The sequence below is a fragment of the Chromobacterium sp. CCUG 30098 genome, from assembly GCF_059916605.1.
In genome coordinates this window covers 12,401-29,858 of the sequence record NZ_JAUCGS010000001.1, presented here as the reverse complement: position 1 = coordinate 29,858, position 17,458 = coordinate 12,401, and the positions used below count along the sequence as shown (strand labels likewise).

General features: G+C 67.0%; 14 protein-coding genes. 5 read left to right on the top strand and 9 right to left on the bottom strand.

Annotation, left to right across the window (positions count from 1 at the left end; translation table 11 throughout):
* Positions 1-305 precede the first annotated feature (305 nt).
* On the top strand, positions 306-1,970 hold the full coding sequence (locus QUG03_RS00125) for a YadA family autotransporter adhesin (RefSeq protein ID WP_500819105.1): 1,665 nt from the start codon (positions 306-308) through the stop codon (positions 1,968-1,970).
* A 43-nt stretch (positions 1,971-2,013) separates the two neighbouring features.
* Entirely contained in the window at positions 2,014-2,442 is a 429-nt protein-coding gene (locus QUG03_RS00120) for an outer membrane protein assembly factor BamE (RefSeq protein WP_253314792.1), read from the top strand.
* 141 nt (positions 2,443-2,583) lie between these two features.
* Here QUG03_RS00120 and katG read toward each other — a convergent pair whose 3' ends face one another.
* The 5 genes from katG to QUG03_RS00095 all read right to left on the bottom strand — a co-directional run bounded on the left by katG (position 2,584) and on the right by QUG03_RS00095 (position 7,591).
* On the bottom strand, positions 2,584-4,794 hold the full coding sequence (gene katG, locus QUG03_RS00115; protein WP_500819104.1) for a catalase/peroxidase HPI: 2,211 nt from the start codon (positions 4,792-4,794) through the stop codon (positions 2,584-2,586).
* Positions 4,795-5,172: 378 nt separating this feature from the next.
* Positions 5,173-5,739, bottom strand: coding sequence for a methylated-DNA--[protein]-cysteine S-methyltransferase (locus tag QUG03_RS00110; RefSeq protein WP_500819103.1), 567 nt, complete (start codon positions 5,737-5,739; stop codon positions 5,173-5,175).
* A gap of 12 nt (positions 5,740-5,751) precedes the next feature.
* Complete coding sequence (locus QUG03_RS00105) at positions 5,752-5,985, bottom strand: helix-turn-helix domain-containing protein (protein WP_227105993.1); 234 nt, start codon at positions 5,983-5,985, stop codon at positions 5,752-5,754.
* Positions 5,986-5,994: 9 nt separating this feature from the next.
* A complete protein-coding gene (locus QUG03_RS00100) occupies positions 5,995-6,555 on the bottom strand; it encodes a DUF2975 domain-containing protein (RefSeq protein ID WP_048415378.1) in 561 nt (186 codons plus the stop codon).
* A 610-nt stretch (positions 6,556-7,165) separates the two neighbouring features.
* Positions 7,166-7,591, bottom strand: coding sequence for an Lrp/AsnC family transcriptional regulator (locus QUG03_RS00095; RefSeq protein WP_500819102.1), 426 nt, complete (start codon positions 7,589-7,591; stop codon positions 7,166-7,168).
* 149 nt (positions 7,592-7,740) lie between these two features.
* Here QUG03_RS00095 and QUG03_RS00090 point away from each other — a divergent pair, with 149 nt between their 5' ends.
* A complete protein-coding gene (locus QUG03_RS00090) occupies positions 7,741-9,342 on the top strand; it encodes a phytoene desaturase family protein (RefSeq protein ID WP_500819101.1) in 1,602 nt (533 codons plus the stop codon).
* A 61-nt stretch (positions 9,343-9,403) separates the two neighbouring features.
* Here QUG03_RS00090 and QUG03_RS00085 read toward each other — a convergent pair whose 3' ends face one another.
* A complete protein-coding gene (locus QUG03_RS00085) occupies positions 9,404-11,443 on the bottom strand; it encodes a TonB-dependent receptor (protein WP_500819100.1) in 2,040 nt (679 codons plus the stop codon).
* Between the two features lie 240 nt (positions 11,444-11,683).
* Here QUG03_RS00085 and fes point away from each other — a divergent pair, with 240 nt between their 5' ends.
* Complete coding sequence (gene fes, locus QUG03_RS00080) at positions 11,684-13,021, top strand: enterochelin esterase (protein WP_500819099.1); 1,338 nt, start codon at positions 11,684-11,686, stop codon at positions 13,019-13,021.
* 29 nt (positions 13,022-13,050) lie between these two features.
* Here the strand turns inward: fes and QUG03_RS00075 are convergent, their stop codons facing one another.
* The 3 genes from QUG03_RS00075 to fepD are packed head-to-tail and all read right to left on the bottom strand — an operon-like array spanning position 13,051 to position 15,955.
* On the bottom strand, positions 13,051-13,881 hold the full coding sequence (locus tag QUG03_RS00075) for an ABC transporter ATP-binding protein (RefSeq protein ID WP_227106000.1): 831 nt from the start codon (positions 13,879-13,881) through the stop codon (positions 13,051-13,053).
* The gene (gene fepG, locus QUG03_RS00070; protein ID WP_500819098.1) at positions 13,878-14,921 is read right to left on the bottom strand and encodes an iron-enterobactin ABC transporter permease; all 1,044 of its coding nucleotides are present in this window, start codon (positions 14,919-14,921) and stop codon (positions 13,878-13,880) included. Before fepG ends, QUG03_RS00075 begins: the two co-directional genes overlap by 4 nt.
* Positions 14,918-15,955, bottom strand: a complete 1,038-nt coding sequence (gene fepD, locus QUG03_RS00065) for a Fe(3+)-siderophore ABC transporter permease (RefSeq protein ID WP_107802099.1) — start codon at positions 15,953-15,955, stop codon at positions 14,918-14,920. The genes fepG and fepD overlap by 4 nt, the downstream gene beginning before the upstream one ends.
* Before the next feature lie 164 nt (positions 15,956-16,119).
* On the opposite strand from fepD, the gene entS reads away from it, so the two are divergent.
* Positions 16,120-17,400 (top strand): enterobactin transporter EntS, encoded by a 1,281-nt coding sequence (gene entS / locus QUG03_RS00060; RefSeq protein ID WP_500819097.1) that lies wholly within the window; start codon positions 16,120-16,122, stop codon positions 17,398-17,400.
* Positions 17,401-17,458 lie beyond the last annotated feature (58 nt).

Here is a 17,458-nt window from a genome sequence, read left to right as displayed (position 1 = left end):
ATAGCGTAGCCCCGCCGCGCCGAATAAGGGTTTGCAAGAGCTTGCCCTGTTCGAGCGCGGCGTGTCGCGAGCGGAGTGCCTGAATGCAGTGACAAGCCAGCGCCGCCGGCGGAGCCGCGTCGCGCCCCTGGACCGAACCGCGGCCGGCCATGGGTTTTCGGCGGGAATGCGCGTCTTCGCGTTTATCCCGCCCTAAGCCTGGAGCCGGCGGCGGGCTTGCCTGCAAAGACTTGCCTTAAGTGAATTCCATCAATCTGAAGAATGTGGTCTGTGAAATGAGTAATAAAGCATCTGAAGCAAAGCGTTTGTCCTCGCCCTCCCTGGCCTTGAGCGCAGTGAGCCTGGCCGTGGCCTGTTCCTGGTCCGCCTTGGCGAGCGCCGACACGATCTCCAGCGTCGGCAGCAATAATGTCTACGGCGCGGGTTCGGTGGACCCGGCGGTGGCGAGCAACAGCAATAACTCCATCTATGGCGTGGGCGCCGGCAGCAATATGAACGGCACCAACAACTCGGCCTTTGGCGCCGCCGCCGGCGTGAATGTGACGGGGAGTTACAACACCTCGATCGGTCAGAACGCGGGCACCAATGTGCAGGGCAACAATAACGCTTTCATGGGCAACGACTCCGGCTACAACGTGACCGGCGACGCCAACGTGGGCACCGGCATCAACACCATCCGCAACGTCACCGGCACCGGCAACACCGGCAGCGGGGCCAATGCGGCCCAAGACATTCAGGGCGATTTCAACGCCGGCCTGGGCAACAACTCCAACCGCAACGTCTCCGGCAGCTACAACACCAGCAGCGGCACCTTCTCCGGCTGGAACATCAAGGGCAGCAACAATACCGCCAACGGCGCGAATGCCGGCAGCAATGTCACGGGGGACAACAATACCGCGGTGGGCAGCTATGCCGGGCGCGGCGTGACCGGCAGCGGCAATTTCGCCGCCGGCAACCAGGCCGGCCAGAATGTGTCCGGCAGCAATAATGTGGCCATCGGCAATCATGCCGGTTCCAACACCAATGCCAGCAATGCGGTGGCGGTGGGCGACAATGCCGCCGCCAACGCCAACAATGCGCTGGCGCTGGGCAGCAACGCTCAGGCCAGCAACGTCAACGACGTCGCCTTGGGCGCCAACAGCCGGACCGCGGCGGCCAATCCCACCGCCAGCGGCGTGGTGGACGGCGTAACCTACAGCTACGCCGGCGCGGCCCCTTCCAGCGTGGTGAGCGTGGGCAGCGCGGGCAATGAGCGTCAAATCAGCAATGTCGCCGCCGGCCGGGTGAGCGGGACCAGCACCGACGCGGTGAACGGCAGCCAGCTGAACGCGACCAACCAGGCGGTGCAGCGGGTGAGCGCCAAGGTGGACAACGCCGGCGCCGGAACCGCGGCGGCCTTGGGCGGCGGCGCGTCCTACAACGCTCAGACCGGCGCGGTGAACGGTCCGAACTACACCGTTTACGGCAATACCGTGAACAATGTCGGCGATGCGATCGACCGGCTGCAGAAAAGCGGGCCGGTGCAGTATTCCGATCCCAGCGGCCGGACGACGACGACAAGCGCCGGCAACGACGTCACCCTGGTGGGCGGGGACGGCGGCAGGCCGGTGACCATCCACAATGTGGCGGCGGGCGCGCAGGGCACGGACGCGGTGAACGTGGACCAGCTGAATGCGGCCAACTTCAACAATCAGCAGCAATTCAAGCAGCTCAGGTCCGATCTGTCCGATACGCGCCGCGACGCGCTGGGCGCGGCGGCCGGCGCGATGGCGATGGCCGGCCTGCCGCAGGCATTCCTGCCCGGCAAGAGCATGTTGGCCGTGGCCACGGCCACCACCGGCGGCGAGTCCGCCATCGCGGTGGGCTTGTCCTCGCTGTCCGACAACGGCCGCTGGGTGGTGAAGTTCTCCGGCTCCACCAATACCCGCGGTCAGGGCGGCGCCAGCCTGGGCGCGGGCTTTCAGTGGTAAGCGGCAGGCAAGATCAATCAGCTGATAGTGAATGAGAGAGATGATGAAACAAGCGATATTCGGCGGCGCTTTCCGCTGCCTGCTGCTGGCGGCCGCCGGCGCGGCCTTGATGGGTTGCGGCAGCAGCCGCCTGAGCAAGATCACCGACGACGGCCGTCTGGCCGAACAGGCCAGTCCGGTCTGGCCCGGCATTGAAGACAACCGCTGGCAGCCGGAAGGCAGCGTGCCCAATCCGGACAATCTGGCCAAGGTGCAGCCGGGCCTGAGCAAGGAACAGGTTTACGGCCTGATCGGCCGCCCGCATTTCGCCGAAGGGATGATCGATGTGCGGGAGTGGGATTATGTGCTGAATCTGAGCCCCAAGGACGGCGGGCAAGCTCGGGCTTGTCAGTACAAGCTGCTGTTCGACAAGCGGATGAAGCTGGCTTCGGTGATCTGGCGGCAGGAAGCCTGCGCCAAGATCGCATCCTAAAGCCTGATCCGACGCCGGAACCACGAAACGAAGCGCCTTGACCGGCGTTTCGTTTTTTTTGCGCGCACAGTCCTTGCTGAGCGCGGCGCAAAAAAACGCGCGGCCCAGAGACCGCGCGTTGCTTGCAGGGACGAGCCGCGCTTATTTCAGATCGAAGCGGTCCAGATTCATCACCTTGTTCCAGGCGGCGACGAAGTCGCGGACAAACTTCTGCTGCGCATCGTTTTGAGCGTAGACCTCGGCCAGCGCCCGCAGCTGCGAGTTGGAGCCGAACACCAGGTCCACCCGGCTGCCGGTCCACTTGAGCGCGCCGGTTTTGCGGTCGCGGCCTTCGTACAGCTCATTGGCGCTGGAAGCCGGCTGCCAGGCCACGTTCATATCGAGCAGGTTGACGAAGAAGTCGTTGCTCAATACGCCCGGACGAGCGGTGAACACGCCGTGCGGCGCTTGATCCGCATTGGCGCCCAGCACGCGCAGGCCGCCCACCAGCACGGTCATTTCCGGCGCGCTCAGCGTCAGCAGCTGGGCTTTGTCCACCAGCAGCGCCTCCGCGGGCAAGGAATAAGCCTGTTTCTGATAATTGCGGAAACCGTCCGCCTGCGGCTCCAGCACGCTGAAGGATTCCACATCGGTCTGTTCCTGGCTGGCGTCGGTCCGGCCCGGCGCAAACGGCACGCTGACCTTGTGGCCGCCGGCCTGGGCGGCCGCTTCCACCGCCGCGCCGCCGGCCAGTACGATCAGGTCGGCCAGCGACACTTGCTTGCCGCCGCTCTGCGCGGCGTTGAAGTCCTGGCGGATGGCTTCCAGCGCTTTCAGCACGCGGGCCAATTGCGCCGGCTGGTTCACCGCCCAGTCTTTTTGCGGGGCCAGGCGGATGCGGGCGCCGTTGGCGCCGCCGCGCTTGTCCGATCCGCGGAAGCTGGAGGCGGAGGCCCAGGCGGTGGACACCAGTTCGCTGACCGACAGGCCGGAGGCCAACACTTTGGCCTTGAGCGCGGCGATGTCCGCGTCGTTGATCAGCGGTTGACAGGCCGCCGGCAGCGGGTCTTGCCAGATCAGGTCTTCGGCCGGCACTTCCGGCCCCAGGTAGCGGGCCTTGGGCCCCATATCGCGGTGGGTCAGCTTGAACCAGGCGCGGGCGAAGGCGTCGGCGAAGGCGGCCGGGTTTTGATGGAAGCGGCGGGCGATGGGCTCGTAGATCGGGTCGAAGCGCAGCGACAGATCGGCAGTGGTCATCATCGGCGGGTGTTTCTTCGCCGGGTTGTGAGCGTCCGGGATCAGGTGTTCCGGTTTGACGTTCTTGGCCACCCACTGATGGGCGCCGGCCGGGCTCTTGGTCAGTTCCCAGTCGTAGCCGAACAAGGTGTCGAAATAGCCGTTGTCCCACTGCGTCGGATTGGGTTTCCACGCGCCCTCGATGCCGCTGGTGGTGGTGTATTCGCCCTTGCCGTCGCCCAAGCGGTTGATCCAGCCCAGGCCTTGCGCTTCCAGCGGCGCGGCTTCCGGCTCCGGGCCCACCAAGGCCGGATCGCCGGCGCCGTGGGCTTTGCCGAAGGTATGGCCGCCGGCCACCAGGGCCACGGTTTCTTCATCGTTCATCGCCATGCGGGCGAAGGTTTCGCGCACGTCGCGGCCGGAAGCCAGCGGGTCCGGGTTGCCGTCCGGGCCTTCCGGGTTCACGTAGATCAAGCCCATCTGCACCGCGGCCAGCGGGTTGTCCAGCTGGCGGTCGCCGGAGTAGCGGCTGTTGGCCTCGGCGCTGGTGGCCAGCCATTTGGTTTCCGCGCCCCAGTAAACGTCTTCCTCCGGCTGCCAGATGTCCTGACGGCCGCCGCCGAAACCAAAGGTTTTGAAGCCCATGGATTCCAGCGCCACGTTGCCGGCCAGGATCATCAGGTCGGCCCAGGAAATCTGCTTGCCGTATTTTTGCTTGATCGGCCACAGCAGACGACGCGCCTTGTCCAGATTGCCGTTGTCCGGCCAGCTGTTGAGCGGAGCGAAGCGCTGATTGCCGGTGCCGCCGCCGCCGCGGCCGTCGGCGGTGCGGTAGGTGCCGGCGTCGTGCCAGGCCATGCGGATGAACAGGCCGCCGTAATGGCCCCAGTCGGCCGGCCACCAGTCCTGAGAGGTGGTCATCAGCGCCTTGAGGTCGTTTTTCAGCGTGGGGTAGTCCAGCTGTTGGAAGGCGGCGGGGTAGTCGAAGTCCGGGTCCAGCGGATTGGAGGCCGGGGCGTGCTGGTGCAGGATGTTGAGGTTGAGCTGGTTGGGCCACCAGTCGCGGTTGGATTGGGCGTTGACCACGGCCGGATTGCCGGTGGCGTGATGGAACGGGCACTTGGACGCGCTGCTCATGACAGACTCCTTAGGTCAAGGTGTTCAATGACTTGCTGGGATCAGCTTAGTGAAGCTTGCCGCGGGAAGCCATTGAGCAATTTCAATCAGCTCTATGGCTTCCGTCAATCAATCATGCTTTGGCGATAGTTAGTTCATTGGGCGCGCCGCATAGTTCCTGGGCTTGGGAATTAAGACGCGGCTTCAACGCCCTTGTCTACAATCCCGCGGAAGTACAGCGGACCCTGAGCAGGCTCTCCGAGCCTGTTCAAAGTCTCGCGAGCAAGGGCGAGACAAGGCGAAAACAGCTGAGGAAGCGGAATGTACGCGTGGTACATGAGCATTTCGAAGGTGTTTTCAACGTCGAATCGCTGAAGCGCGGCAGACTTTGAACAGGTTCTAAGGGTGTGCAAGGCGTGGGCGGATGCGCTCGCGCTCGTGCGCCAGGAGCCAGGCCTTGCGCTCCAGCCCCCCGCCGTAGCCGGTGAGCGCGCCGTCTTTGCCCAGCACGCGGTGGCAGGGGACGATGATGGAGAGGCGGTTGGCGCCGTTGGCGGCGGCCACGGCGCGGACGGATTGCGGGCGGCCCAGCCTTGCGGCCTGTTCCTGATAGCTGCGGGTGCGGCCGTAGGGCACGCTCAGCAGCAATCGCCAGACCGCCTGCTGGAAGGCGGTGCCGGGCAGGTGCAGCGCCACGTCGAAATCGCGGCGCGAGCCGGCGAAGTACTCGCCGATCTCGCGTTCGGCCTGGCGCAATAGCGGGCTGTCGCCGTCGGTGATCTCGGCGGACAGCAGGCGGCGCAGCGCCGCCAGCTCCGCGTCCACGATGGGCCGGTCGGTGAACTCCAGCAGGCACAGGCCATCCTGGCTGGCGCAGGCGATCATGGCGCCGAGCGGGCTGTCGAAGCGGCGCAAGAGCAGCGGCCCGGCCTGGCGGGCGGCATGGACGTGAATCGCTTGGGGCATGGTTAAGCCGGCTTACTCGCCGTTGCCGACCGCGTCCGGCTCGGCCGGCACCAGCTGCAGCAAGTCGCCCGGCTGGCAGTCCAGATACAGACAGATCGCCTCCAGGGTGGAGAGCCGGAAGCCCTTGACCTTGCCTTGCTTCAGCAGCGACAGGTTTTGCTCGGTGATGCCGATGGCCTGGGCCAGGTCCTTGGATTTGACCTTGCGCTGGACGAGCAGCATGTCCAGATGGATTTTGATGGGCATGTGTCGCTTTCAGATGAATTGCTTATTTTCGCACGCCAGCGCAATGCCTTCTCGCTGAATGCGCGCAATGATCATGACCACCGCGGCAATGAACAGGCTTTCCAGGTTTTCGGTGTGGAAGCTGACGGCGATCAGCCGCTGTCCCTCCGGCCGCATCATGGTCAGCCAGGCGCTGATCATCGGTTGGGAGACGAGGTCCGCCAGCACCCAGAGCGCCACGCTGGAGCCCACCTTGGATAATAAGGACGCGGAGCGTTCCGTAAAGTATTCCCTGCGCGCATAGAGCTTGAACAAGCGGTGCAAGGCATACAGGCCTTGGGCCAGGATCAGCAGCGGGATGCAGGACAGGACCGCGCCGCCGGCGCGTTGCCACAGCGGCAAGCTAGGGAGATCGAACTCGCTTGAGCCGTAAAACCCTCTGACGGTGTCAACCGTGACGGTCAAGCCGGCGTCGATGATGGACTTGGGAAAGAGCCAGAACAGGATGTCCAGCAGCAGCATGGCGCCAATGCCCAAGACGGTGATGTAGGCCATGGCGGCGCAATAGCGGCTCAATCGCGTGGAGTTCATGAGGGTTCCTTGTGACGGGTTGGAAAGACAATGAGGCCGGAATTATGAAAGTATCGCAAAACAATTATTTTTTATTGTAAAACGATCATTTTTTGCTGTGCAAGTTTGATTTGCATGCTGTTGCGGCAAGCACACGGCTTGGGCCCGCCGCCGTGCGGCGCGCGGTGAGCCCTCAAGCCTGGCTGGGCGCGGCTTTTGGATTGTTTGGAGGCGTGTTGCGTAGCAGATACATATGGAACGACAAATTATTATCGTTTAACAATAATTAGTTTATGTAATACAGTCATCGTCTTTTGCGCGGAGGCGGACCGCCCTCGCGCGCTGTCTCAAACCCTGCCCGGCGCGTTTAGGCGCCGGTGCAAAGAAAGAGCCTGGACGATGAGCGATGCAAATCAAGCGAGCGGCGCGCCGGAGCCCCCGCCTGGGCGGGCGGCCGCATGGCCGGCGCCGGCCCGTGTTTAAGACCTTGGGCCGCGGCCGGCGCGCGCGCCTGCTGTGCGTCTTGCTGGTGTGGGGGCTGGCGGCCTGCAGAGGAGAGGGCGCAGGCTTGAGAGCGGCGATGTCGCGGCCGTTTCAGGCCTTGACCGCGCTGGCGCGCGGGCCGGCGGGTTCAGCGGTCTATCCGCGTGGTCATCAGGATGGCGGTGCTGGTGCGCTCCACGCCGTCCAGCGCGCCGATGCGGTCGATCAGCCCGTCCAGCTCGGCCACGCCGGCGGCCTCCACGCCGGCGATGAAGTCGTGGACGCCGCTGACCGAGTGCAGGGTGCGGACCTGGGGCAGCCGGCGCAAGGCGCTTTCAATCGACGGGCTTAGCCGCGGCTCGGCGGCGATCATCACCAGCGCGCGCACTTGGGCGGCGTCGTGAGCGGCGCTGGTGCGCACGCTGTAGCCCAGGATCACGCCGCCGCGCTCCAGTCTTTCGATGCGGCTTTGCACCGTGGTGCGGGACAGGCCCAGCCGGCGCGCCAGCTCCGCGGTGGGCGCGCGGGCGTTTTCGCGCAGCAGCGTGAGCAATTGCTGATCGGTGGCGTCCATGGCGGCTCCGTGCGGGGTGGGCGATTTGGCGCTATGCCGGACTTTTCGTCAATCCGATCAATAATATCCGACAGTTCGTCGCTATGCGCGCTGCAATTTGCCGAACTTGATTCGAGAATGAGGCTTCCCCTGAGACGAGGAGCGAAGCGATGCGGGATGCGATCATTGTGGGCGGCGGCCACAACGGCCTGGTGTGCGCCCATTACCTGGCGCGGGCCGGGCTGAAGGTGACGGTGCTGGAACGGCGCGGCGTGGTGGGCGGCGCGGCGGTGACCGAGGAATTCCATCCCGGCTTCCGCAACTCGGTGGCCGCCTACACGGTGTCGCTGCTCAATCCCAAGGTGAGCCGCGACATGGAGCTGGCGCGTCACGGCCTGAAGGTGGTGGAGCGGCCCTTGTCCAACTTCCTGCCGCTGGACGACGGGGGCTATCTGAAAGTGGGGCCGGGCCGCACCGCGGCCGAAGTGGCGCGTTTTTCGCGCCGCGACGCCGAGCGGCTGGACGATTACGCGCGGCATCTGGACGCCGCCGCCGAGCTGCTGCGCGAGCTGGTGCTGCAAACGCCGCCCAATGCGGTGGCGGGCGGCTGGCTGAACGCCTTGCCGGAGCTGCTCAAGGCCGGCCGGCTGGGGCGGCGGCTGGGCAAGCTGGAACTGGCGCAGCAACGCGAATTGCTGGACTTGTTCACCAAGTCCGCCGGCGATTATCTGGACGGCTGGTTCGACAGCGATCCGATCAAGGCGGTTTACGGCTTCGACAGCGTGGTGGGCAACTACGCCAGCCCGTACGCGCCGGGTTCGGCCTATGTCCTGCTGCACCATGTGTTCGGCGAGGTCAACGGCCGCAAAGGCGCGTGGGGCCACGCGCTGGGCGGCATGGGCGCCATCACCCAGGCCATGGCCCGCTCGGCGCGCGAGCGCGGCGCGGAGATCCGCACCGACAGCGCGGTGCGCGAAGTGTTGCTGGACAAGGGCCGGGCGGTGGGCGTGGTGACGGACCGCGGCGAGCGGCTGGACGCGCGCGTGGTGGTGTCCAATCTCAATCCGCGGCTGCTCTACACCCAGCTGCTGGACCCGGCGGCGCTGCCGGCGGATTTCCTGCGTAGGATGCAGAGCTGGCGCTGCGGCTCCGGCACCTTCCGCATGAACGTGGCCCTGTCCGAGCTGCCGGATTTCAGCTGTCTGCCGGGCAAGGCGCAGGCGGAGCACCATGGCAGCGGCATCATCATCGCGCCCAGCCTGGCCTATATGGAGCGCGCTTATCACGACGCGCGCGAACGCGGCTGGTCCGGCCGGCCCATTGTGGAAGTGCTGATCCCGTCCACGCTGGACCCGTCCTTGGCGCCGCCGGGCCAACACGTGGCCAGCCTGTTTTGCCAGCACGTGGCGCCGCAATTGCCGGACGGCGCCAGCTGGGACGATCACCGCGAAGAAGTGGCGGACCTGATGATAGACACCGTCGCCCGCTACGCGCCCAATTTCAAGGGCGCGGTGCTGGGGCGGCAGATCATGAGCCCGCTGGATCTGGAGCGCACCTTCGGCCTGGTGGGCGGCGACATTTTCCACGGCGCGCTGGGCCTGGATCAGCTGTTCTCGGCGCGGCCCATGCTGGGTCACGCCGATTACCGCGGCCCCATTCCCGGCCTGTACACCTGCGGCGCCGGCGCTCACCCCGGCGGCGGCGTCACCGGCGCGCCCGGCCACAACGCGGCGCGCGAGGTGCTGCGCGATCTGGGGCGCCGCATGGCCTGAGCGCCAGGCAAAAAAAAGCCCGCGGCGCGAGCCGACGGGCCAAAGGGCTATCAAGAGGGAATCAGTAGAAGCGGTAATCCAGGGTCAGGCCGACGGTGCGCGGCGCGCCGACCACGCCCAGATTGTTGCCGCGCGCCGGCAGCTGCGCGTACAGCACGCCCTGGTTGCCCAGATTGTTGATGTAGCCGCGCACCGTCCAGGCGGCGCTTTCGTAGCCGGCGTTGAGGTTGGCCACGGTGTAGTCGCCGGCGGTGCGGCTGCGTTCATTGTTGATGTCGGAGTAGTAAGACCCCACGCGGTTCAGGCTGCCGCCGACGAACAGGCCGTGATCCAGCCGCTGTTTGAAGCCCAGGTTCACCGTCAGATGGGGCGCGTAGTTGAATTGATTGCCCTGGATGCCGGGGTTGGCGGCGTCGCTCTGAGTCACCTTGGTGTTCAGCAGACCCAGGCCGGCGCTCAGCATCAGCCGCGGCGTGGCCCGCGCCTTGGTTTCCAGCTCCAGGCCGTAGCTTTCGCCCTTGGGAATATTGGTGAAGCGCGAGCCCAGGATGGCCTGGTAGCCGGTGTACTGGTTGAAGAAGGCGTTGACGTTGAGGCTGAGACGCTGCTCCAGGAAGCTGGAGCGGCTGCTGGCCTCGTAAGCGGTGACTTCTTCCTTGTTGTAGGTGTAGTACTCGTTGTTGTTGTCCAGGCCGGAGCCGCCGGCGTTGTAGCCTTTGCGCACCGAGAAGCCCAGCGTGGTGTCCGGGCTGTATTTGTAGCTGAGGCCGGCCTTGGGCAGGAACAGCGTTTCGCCGATATCGAAGTCGGCGCGGGCCTGCTTGGGCATGCCCGGCTGCAGCGTGGTGTTGCGGCGCTGCGTCTCCCGCTCCACGCGGCTGCCCAGATTGAGGCTCCAGCGTTCGTTCAGCGCCAGCGTGGCCTCGCCGTAGACGGCCAGGGTTTTCAGCTTGTCCTTGGCCGCCACGCGCGGCGCCGCGTTCATGTCCTGATCCCTATCGTAGTAATACGCGCCCACCACGCCGCTGAGCGCGCCGTTTTGCGGCGCATAGCTCAGCCGCGCCTCGGCGGTATTGCTCTTCTCATCCAGCCGCATGCGGAAATCGCTGCTGTCCACGAAGGCGCTGACGTTGTCGGCGTGGCCCAGCAGCAACTGGGCGCTCCAGGCGTCGTTGAACTGGTATTGCAGATCGGTGCTGACGGTGTTGTTGAAGGAATCCTGATAACGCGCTTCGGTGGACAGGCGGTGGTATTGGTAATCGAAGTAATTGCCGTCCACATAGTTCAGGTATTCGCCCTTGTTCTTGCGGTGCGACACCGTCAGCTTGGCGCTGAAGCCGGGCAGGGCGTGGGGCTTCCACAGCAGTTTGCCGCGCGCGCTGCTGTGCTTGAGGTCGGACGGGTCCCACGGCGTGTTGCCGCCCGGATAATTGACGTAGCTGTGGCCGTTCAGGCCTTCGGCGGCGATGCGGAAGGCCAGCTCCTCGGTGATCGGCCCGGACACCATGCCGGCCAGCGTGGCCTTGCCGTTCTTGTTTTCGTAGCCGGCGCGCAGCGCGCCCTCCCAATCGAAGCTGGGGTCCTTGGTGTTGATCACCACGGCGCCGGCCAGCGTATTGCGGCCCTGAGTGGTGGACTGCGGGCCGCGCAGCACTTCTATCTGTTCCACGTCCCAGGGGCTGGCATCCACGTAACGCTGGCCGTTCCAGCTTTCCGGCATGCCGTCCACCGTGGTGCTGACCCGCGGGCGGGAGCCGGAAACCAGGGTGTTGTAGCCGGTGCCGGGGCCGGTGCCTTCCACGCCGCGGATATTGACGATGCCGGCGCCGTTGCTGCTGGCGTTGGGCGTGGCGGCCACGCTGTCGTACACCGATTTGTCGCCGCCGTGATCCATGTCGCGGATCACCGTCACCGCGGTGCTGGTGTCCTTCAGCGAGCGTTTGAGCTTTTCACTGGTGACGGTGACCGTGGGCAGCGCGGTTTGCTGGTCCTGAGCGTCGGGCGCCGCCAGCGCCGTGTGCGAGAGCGTCAGGCCGCCGATGCCGGCCAGCGCCAGCCGGGCGGACAGGGCAAGGGGAAGGCGTTTCAGATTGTGTTCCATCGTGCTGCGATTCCTGTTTTTTTTGTGCGTGACTTGAGATCGGCGCGCTTCTGAAGTTCGGCGGCGTCGTCTGGCTGGCGAGGAATCGTTGGCTATTGCGGCGAGGGGAACGAGGAGCGCGGACGGCCCTTGCGGGTCGTTGCGATCACCAGGGGCAAATGATAGTATTTCTCATTCGCATTATGCAAATAAGGTGCGAACATTCTTGCTCAAGCACCGCGGAAAACGCCAGGAAACAAGATGCAGACAATGGAAGAAACGGCGTGGAATCAACACGCTGCGCGCAGTGCGGCTTGCTTGCAACACCCTGAGGCGGGCCAGCCGGCCTGGTGGGAGCGTCTGGCCACCGTGGGCGCGCCGCTCACCGAACGCCTGCCGGACGGCAGCGTATGCGTGACCTTCCTCTGGCGGGACCCCAACGGACCCGCCGCCCGTTCTCCGCTGGCCCGCGTCTACGTGGACGTCAATTCCGTCACCGATCACCATCGCGCCCAGCCGCAGTCGCTGGCGCGGCTGGGCGACACCGACGTCTGGTGGTGGCAGACCGAGCTGCCGGCCAACTGGCGCGGCAGCTACGCCTATATTCCGGTCACCGCCGAGCAGGCCCCGCCGGCGCCGGACGCCGACGCGCGCGCCAGCCGGCTGCGCCACCGCCAATGGTGGCTGGACATCATGAGCCGGGCGGCGGCGGACCCGCTCAACCCCCGCGCCGGCTATGTCAGCAGCTGGGGCGCGCCCTTGTCCGCGCTGCACCTGGACACGGCGCCGGACCAGCATGCCTGGCAAGCCTGGGATCTGCGCCGCCAGGGCGCGGATCCGGCGCGGCTGAGCGTGATCCAGTGGGACAGCGCGCGGCTGGGCAAGACGCGCAGGGTCTGGCTGTACCAAACCGGCGCGCTGCCGGCCAAGGAGCGCGGCGAGCGGCCGCTGGCCATTTTGCTGGACGGCCAGCACTGGGCCGAGCGCATGCCGGTGTTCGCCGCGCTGGACGCGGACACCCGGCGCGGCCGGCTGCCGCCGGCGGTTTATCTCTTGGTGGACGTTATCGACAACCGGCATCGGGAGCAGGACCTGCCCTGCAACGCCGATTTCTGGCTGGCGCTGCAACAGGAACTGCTGCCGCAGGCGGAGCGCGTCGCGCCGTTCAGCGCGCGGCCGGAACGCACGGCGGTGGCGGGGCAGAGCTACGGCGGCCTGGCGGCGATGTTCGCCGGCCTGCGCTGGCCGGAGCGCTTCGGCTGCGTGCTCAGCCAGTCCGGCTCCTTCTGGTGGCCTTACGTGGAACTGCACGAACGCGCCCGCGCCGTCAGCGAACGACGGCTGCCCGGCAGCCGCGGCCGGCTGACGGAACAACTTGAGGCCGGCGAACTGCCGCCGGGACGGCTGCGGGTTTATCAGGAAGTGGGCAGCCGCGAAGAAGTGATGCTGGACGTCAACGCCAGCCAGCGCGCGGCGCTGGAGCGCGCCGGCCATTGCGTGCGCTACCAGGCGTTCGAAGGCGGCCACGACTGGCTGTGCTGGCGCGGCGGCCTGCTGGACGGACTGGCCTGGCTGTGGCGGGAGCCGGCGGAAGGTTGAGCCGGCGGGAGGGGGCTGAACTCCGGTTCTCAAGCCCCGCGCGGAATCACCATCGGCGTATGGCTGACCGGATCGTCGATGATCAGGCAGCGCAGGCCGAACACCTGTTCGATCAAATCCGCGGTGACGATGTCGCGCGGCGCGCCCTCGGCCACGATGCGGCCGTCGCGCATCGCGATCAGATGGCTGGCGTAGCGACAGGCGTGGTTGATGTCGTGCAGCACCGCCACCAGCGTGCGGCCGCCGTCGCGGTTCAAGCGGCGGAACAACTCCAACAGCTCAATCTGATGCGCGATGTCCAGATAGGTGGTCGGCTCGTCCAGCAGCAGCAGCGGCGTTTGCTGCGCCAGCGCCATCGCCACCCACACCCGTTGGCGCTGGCCGCCGGACAATTCGTCCACCAGCCGGTCCGCCAGCGCGTCGGTGCCGGTGGCCGCCAGCGCCAGGCTCACCGCCTCCTCGTCCTCCCGGCTCCATTGCCGCAACAGGCTCTGATGCGGGTAGCGCCCGCGCGCCACCAGGTCCGCCACGGCGATGCCGTCCGGCGCCACCGCGCTTTGCGGCAGCAAGCCCAGCTGCCGCGCCACCGTCTTGGCCGGGAAACTGTGGATGTCGCGGCCGTCCAGGCACACCTGGCCGGACAGCGGCTTCAACAGCCGGCTCAGGCTGCGCAGCAAGGTGGATTTGCCGCAGCCGTTGGGGCCGATGATCACGCTGAAGGAGCCGTCGGGGATCCGCACGTCCAACTGCTCGCAAATGGTGCGCTGGCGGTAGCCCAGCCGCAGGCGCTCGCCGCGCAGCCGCGGCAGGTCCGCGCCGGCCGCCGGCGCGGCGTCCAGTTTCAAATTCAGGGAAGTCACGGTTTTCGGGCTCCGGTTTGACGCAGCAACAGCCACAGCAGATACAGGCCGCCAATGCAGATGGTGACGACGCCCACCGGCAGCTGACGGGGATAGAAGAACTGCTGGGCGCCGTAATCCGCGGCCAGCAGCAAGAGCGCGCCGGTCCAGGCCGCGGTCAGCGGGCTGGTGGCCTGGGTGCGGCGCAGGCGCAGCGCGATTTGCGGCGCGGCCAGCGCGATGAAGGAAATCGGCCCGGCCGCGGCGGTGGCGGAAGCGATCAGCGCCACCCCCAGGCCCATCAGCCACAGCCGGGTGCGCTCCGCCGGCACGCCCAGCGCGCTGGCGCAGTCGTCGCCCATCTCCAGCAGGCGCATGCGCTGCTGCAGCGTCAGCGCCGCCGCCATCGCCAGCAGGCAGCACAGCGCGGAGGGCAGGCCCTTGTTCCAGGTCATGCCGTTGAGCGTGCCCGCCCCCCAGGTGGCCGCGCTCATCGCCGCCTCCAGGCTGGCGTTGATCAGCAGCCAGTGATTGAGCGCGCTCAGCATGGCGCTGACGGCGATGCCGACGATGATCAGGCGGAAGCCGTGCGCGCTTTGCCGCCAGGCCAGCAGATACACCAGGCCGGCGGACAGCAGGCCGCCGGCCAGCGCGCCGCCGGCGATCTGGAAATGGCCGCCGTTGAACAGGGTGATCACCACCAGCGCGCCGGTATAGGCGCCGGTGTTGAAGCCCACCACGTCCGGGCTGCCCAGCGGGTTGCGGATCAAGGACTGGAAAATCGCGCCGCTCATGCCCAGCGCCGCGCCCACCACCAAGGCCATCAATACCCGCGGCAGCCGCCATTGCTGCACCACCGCCACCTCCAGCCGGCCGCCCTGGCCTTGCAAGGCCTGCCACACTTGTTCCAGGCTCATGGGCAAGGCGCCGGCGCGCAAGCTCATCGCCGCCAGCGCCGCGCAGGCGGCGGCCAACAGCAAACAGGTCCACAGCCCGCCCAGCGCCAGCCGGCCGTTGCAGCGGCCGTCCGGGCTGCCCCAGCTCAACACCGCCGGCTTCACGAGCGGCCTCCGGGCGCGGCGTGGCGGCGCGCCAGCCAGATCAAGGCCGGCGCGCCGATGAAGGCGGTGACGATGGAGACTCGCAGCTCGCCCGGCGTCAGCAGGCGGCCGACGATGTCCGAGCTCAACAGCAGAATGGGGGCCAGCAGCAAGGTGAAGGGCAGGGTCCAGCGCAGATCGGCGCCGCCCAGCCAGCGGGCCAGATGGGGAATCATCAGGCCGATGAAGGCGATGGGGCCGGCCACGGCGGTGCTGGCGCCGCACAGCAGGGTGATGGCCAGCACCGCGCCGGCCTGGATCAGCAGCGGCCGGCCGCCCAGGCTCACCGCCAGATCGCTGCCCATGCCCAAAGTGTTCAAGGGCCGCGCCAGCAGCAGCGCCAGCAGGCCGCCGGCGGCGATGACCGGAGCCACCAGCGCCACCGGGGTCATGCTGCGCACGTCCAGCGTGCCGGCGTTCCAGTAGCGCAGCTGATTGAAGGCCAGCGGGTCCAGCAGGGTGATGGCGGTGGACAAGCCCATCAGCACCGCGCTGACGGCCACGCCGGCCAGCACGAAGCGCAGCGGGTCCATGCGGCGCCCGCGCGCGCCCACCGCGTACACCAGCAAGGTGGCGCCCAGCGCTCCGGCGGCGGCGCAGCCCAGATAGCCCAGCTGGCTGTCCACGCCCCAGGCCGCCACGCCCAGCACCATGGCGAAGCTGGCGCCGGCGTTGACGCCCAGCACGCCGGGGTCCGCCAGCGGATTGCGCGACAGCGCCTGGATCAGCGCGCCGGACAGGCCCAGCGCCGCGCCGGCCAGCAGGCCCAGCAGGGTGCGGGGCAAGCGGCCTTGCAGCACGATCACGCTGTCCGGATCGCCGCCGCCGTGCAGCAGGCTGCGCCATACGACGGAGGCCGGAATCGATTTGGCGCCCAGCATCAGGCTTAACAGGGCAATGGCCGCCAGCGCGGCCAGGCAGCACAGCAACAGAGTCAGGCGGCGGCTTGGCGGCGCCGTGGGCGCGAGCAGGGCCGAGGCGGGACGGATTGACATGATCAAATGCAAATGATTCCTAATACAGACTGCTGATGTTACCATGCGGCATCCATAACGGAACACCATCTTGCCGGGCGCGCGCGGGAAGCAAACCACGCCGTCCGCCGGGCGCGCCGGCGCATGCCAAGCGGCCTCCACCCCTGTCGAGATAAAACTTTGTCATGAAAAAGTCGCCTATCTTCGTTGATTTCAGCCTGCTCAGGCTCAACCCGCATTTCCGCTCCATCTTCATCGCCCGCATGATCTCGGTGTTCGCCTTCGGCATCCTGATGGTGGCGGTGCCGGTGCAAATCCATCAGCTCACCGGCTCCACGCTGCAAGTGGGCGCGGCGATGGCGCTGGACGGCGTCGGCATGTTCGCCGGCCTGATGTGCGGCGGCGTGCTGGCGGACCGCATGGACCGCCGCCGGCTGATCCTGCTGGGCCGCTCGCTGTGCGGCCTGGGCTTTCTGGCGCTGGCGCTCAACGGCTTCATGACCAACCCCTCGGTGCTGGCGCTCTACGTGGTGTCGGCCTGGGACGGTTTTTTCAGCGGCATCGGCATCACCTCGCTGATGGCGTCCATCCCGGTGCTGGTCGGCCGTGAAAACCTGCCGGCCGCCGGCGCGCTGAGCATGCTGACCATGCGCATCGGCGGCGTGCTGTCGCCCTTGCTGGGCGGCCTGATCATCGCCGCCGTCGGGGTCAACTGGAACTATCTGCTGGCCGGCGTCGGCACCCTGGCCACCCTGATCCCGCTGACGCGTTTGCCGTCCTTGAAGCCGCAGGGCGGGGAGCCGGCGCACCCGCTGCGTTCCTTGCTGGAGGGTTTCCAGTTCCTGTGGCAGAACAAGGTGGTGGGCGCGGTGGTGGCGGTGGGCACGCTGCAAACCCTGCTCAGCGCGGTGCGGGTGTTGTATCCCTCGCTGGCAGAGGACGGTTACGGCGGCGGCGCTTTCGAGGTGGGCCTGATGTATTCGGCGGTGCCATTGGGCGCGATGATAGGCGCGTTCACCAGCGGTTGGGTGGGCGGTTTGAGCCGCCCCGGCGCGGTGATGTTGAGCTGCGTGCTGGCTTCGTCGCTGAGCATCGCCTCCTTGGGTCTGGTCCATCATCTGGCTTACGGCCTGCTGGCCTTGGCCTTGCTGGGTTATTTCGGTTCGATCGCGTCCTTGTTGCAGTTCACCTTGGTGCAGGGCAATACGCCGGATCATTTGCTGGGCCGGGTGAACAGCCTGTGGAACGCGCAGGATGTGGTGGGCGACGGTCTGGGCGCTTTGGGTCTGGGCGCGCTGGCGCGGGCCTTGGCGCCGTTGACGGCGGTGGGCTGGTTCGGCGCGGCGGCCGCGGCGGCCAGCCTGGCGATGTGCGGGGCTTTTGCTTCTTTGCGGCGTTTGGCCGGCGGCGCGGCCGCCGAGGCGGAGGCGGCCGGGGAGCCGGCGCGGCAGGGGGCGGGGTCCTAGCGCCAAGGGTTTGTGGATGCTGATGTGCTTGCAGGGCGGAAACCTCGGTTGGGGTTTT

What these genes read in the sequence shown, in the direction of transcription:
- QUG03_RS00120 (WP_253314792.1), top strand. Translation starts at nt 2,014, where the DNA reads ATGAAACAAGCGATATTCGGCGGCGCTTTCCGCTGCCTGCTGCTGGCG.
- katG (WP_500819104.1), bottom strand. Translation starts at nt 4,794, where the DNA reads ATGAGCAGCGCGTCCAAGTGCCCGTTCCATCACGCCACCGGCAATCCG.
- QUG03_RS00110 (WP_500819103.1), bottom strand. Translation starts at nt 5,739, where the DNA reads ATGCCCCAAGCGATTCACGTCCATGCCGCCCGCCAGGCCGGGCCGCTG.
- QUG03_RS00105 (WP_227105993.1), bottom strand. Translation starts at nt 5,985, where the DNA reads ATGCCCATCAAAATCCATCTGGACATGCTGCTCGTCCAGCGCAAGGTC.
- QUG03_RS00100 (WP_048415378.1), bottom strand. Translation starts at nt 6,555, where the DNA reads ATGAACTCCACGCGATTGAGCCGCTATTGCGCCGCCATGGCCTACATC.
- QUG03_RS00095 (WP_500819102.1), bottom strand. Translation starts at nt 7,591, where the DNA reads ATGGACGCCACCGATCAGCAATTGCTCACGCTGCTGCGCGAAAACGCC.
- QUG03_RS00090 (WP_500819101.1), top strand. Translation starts at nt 7,741, where the DNA reads ATGCGGGATGCGATCATTGTGGGCGGCGGCCACAACGGCCTGGTGTGC.
- QUG03_RS00085 (WP_500819100.1), bottom strand. Translation starts at nt 11,443, where the DNA reads ATGGAACACAATCTGAAACGCCTTCCCCTTGCCCTGTCCGCCCGGCTG.
- fes (WP_500819099.1), top strand. Translation starts at nt 11,684, where the DNA reads ATGCAGACAATGGAAGAAACGGCGTGGAATCAACACGCTGCGCGCAGT.
- fepD (WP_107802099.1), bottom strand. Translation starts at nt 15,955, where the DNA reads ATGTCAATCCGTCCCGCCTCGGCCCTGCTCGCGCCCACGGCGCCGCCA.
- entS (WP_500819097.1), top strand. Translation starts at nt 16,120, where the DNA reads ATGAAAAAGTCGCCTATCTTCGTTGATTTCAGCCTGCTCAGGCTCAAC.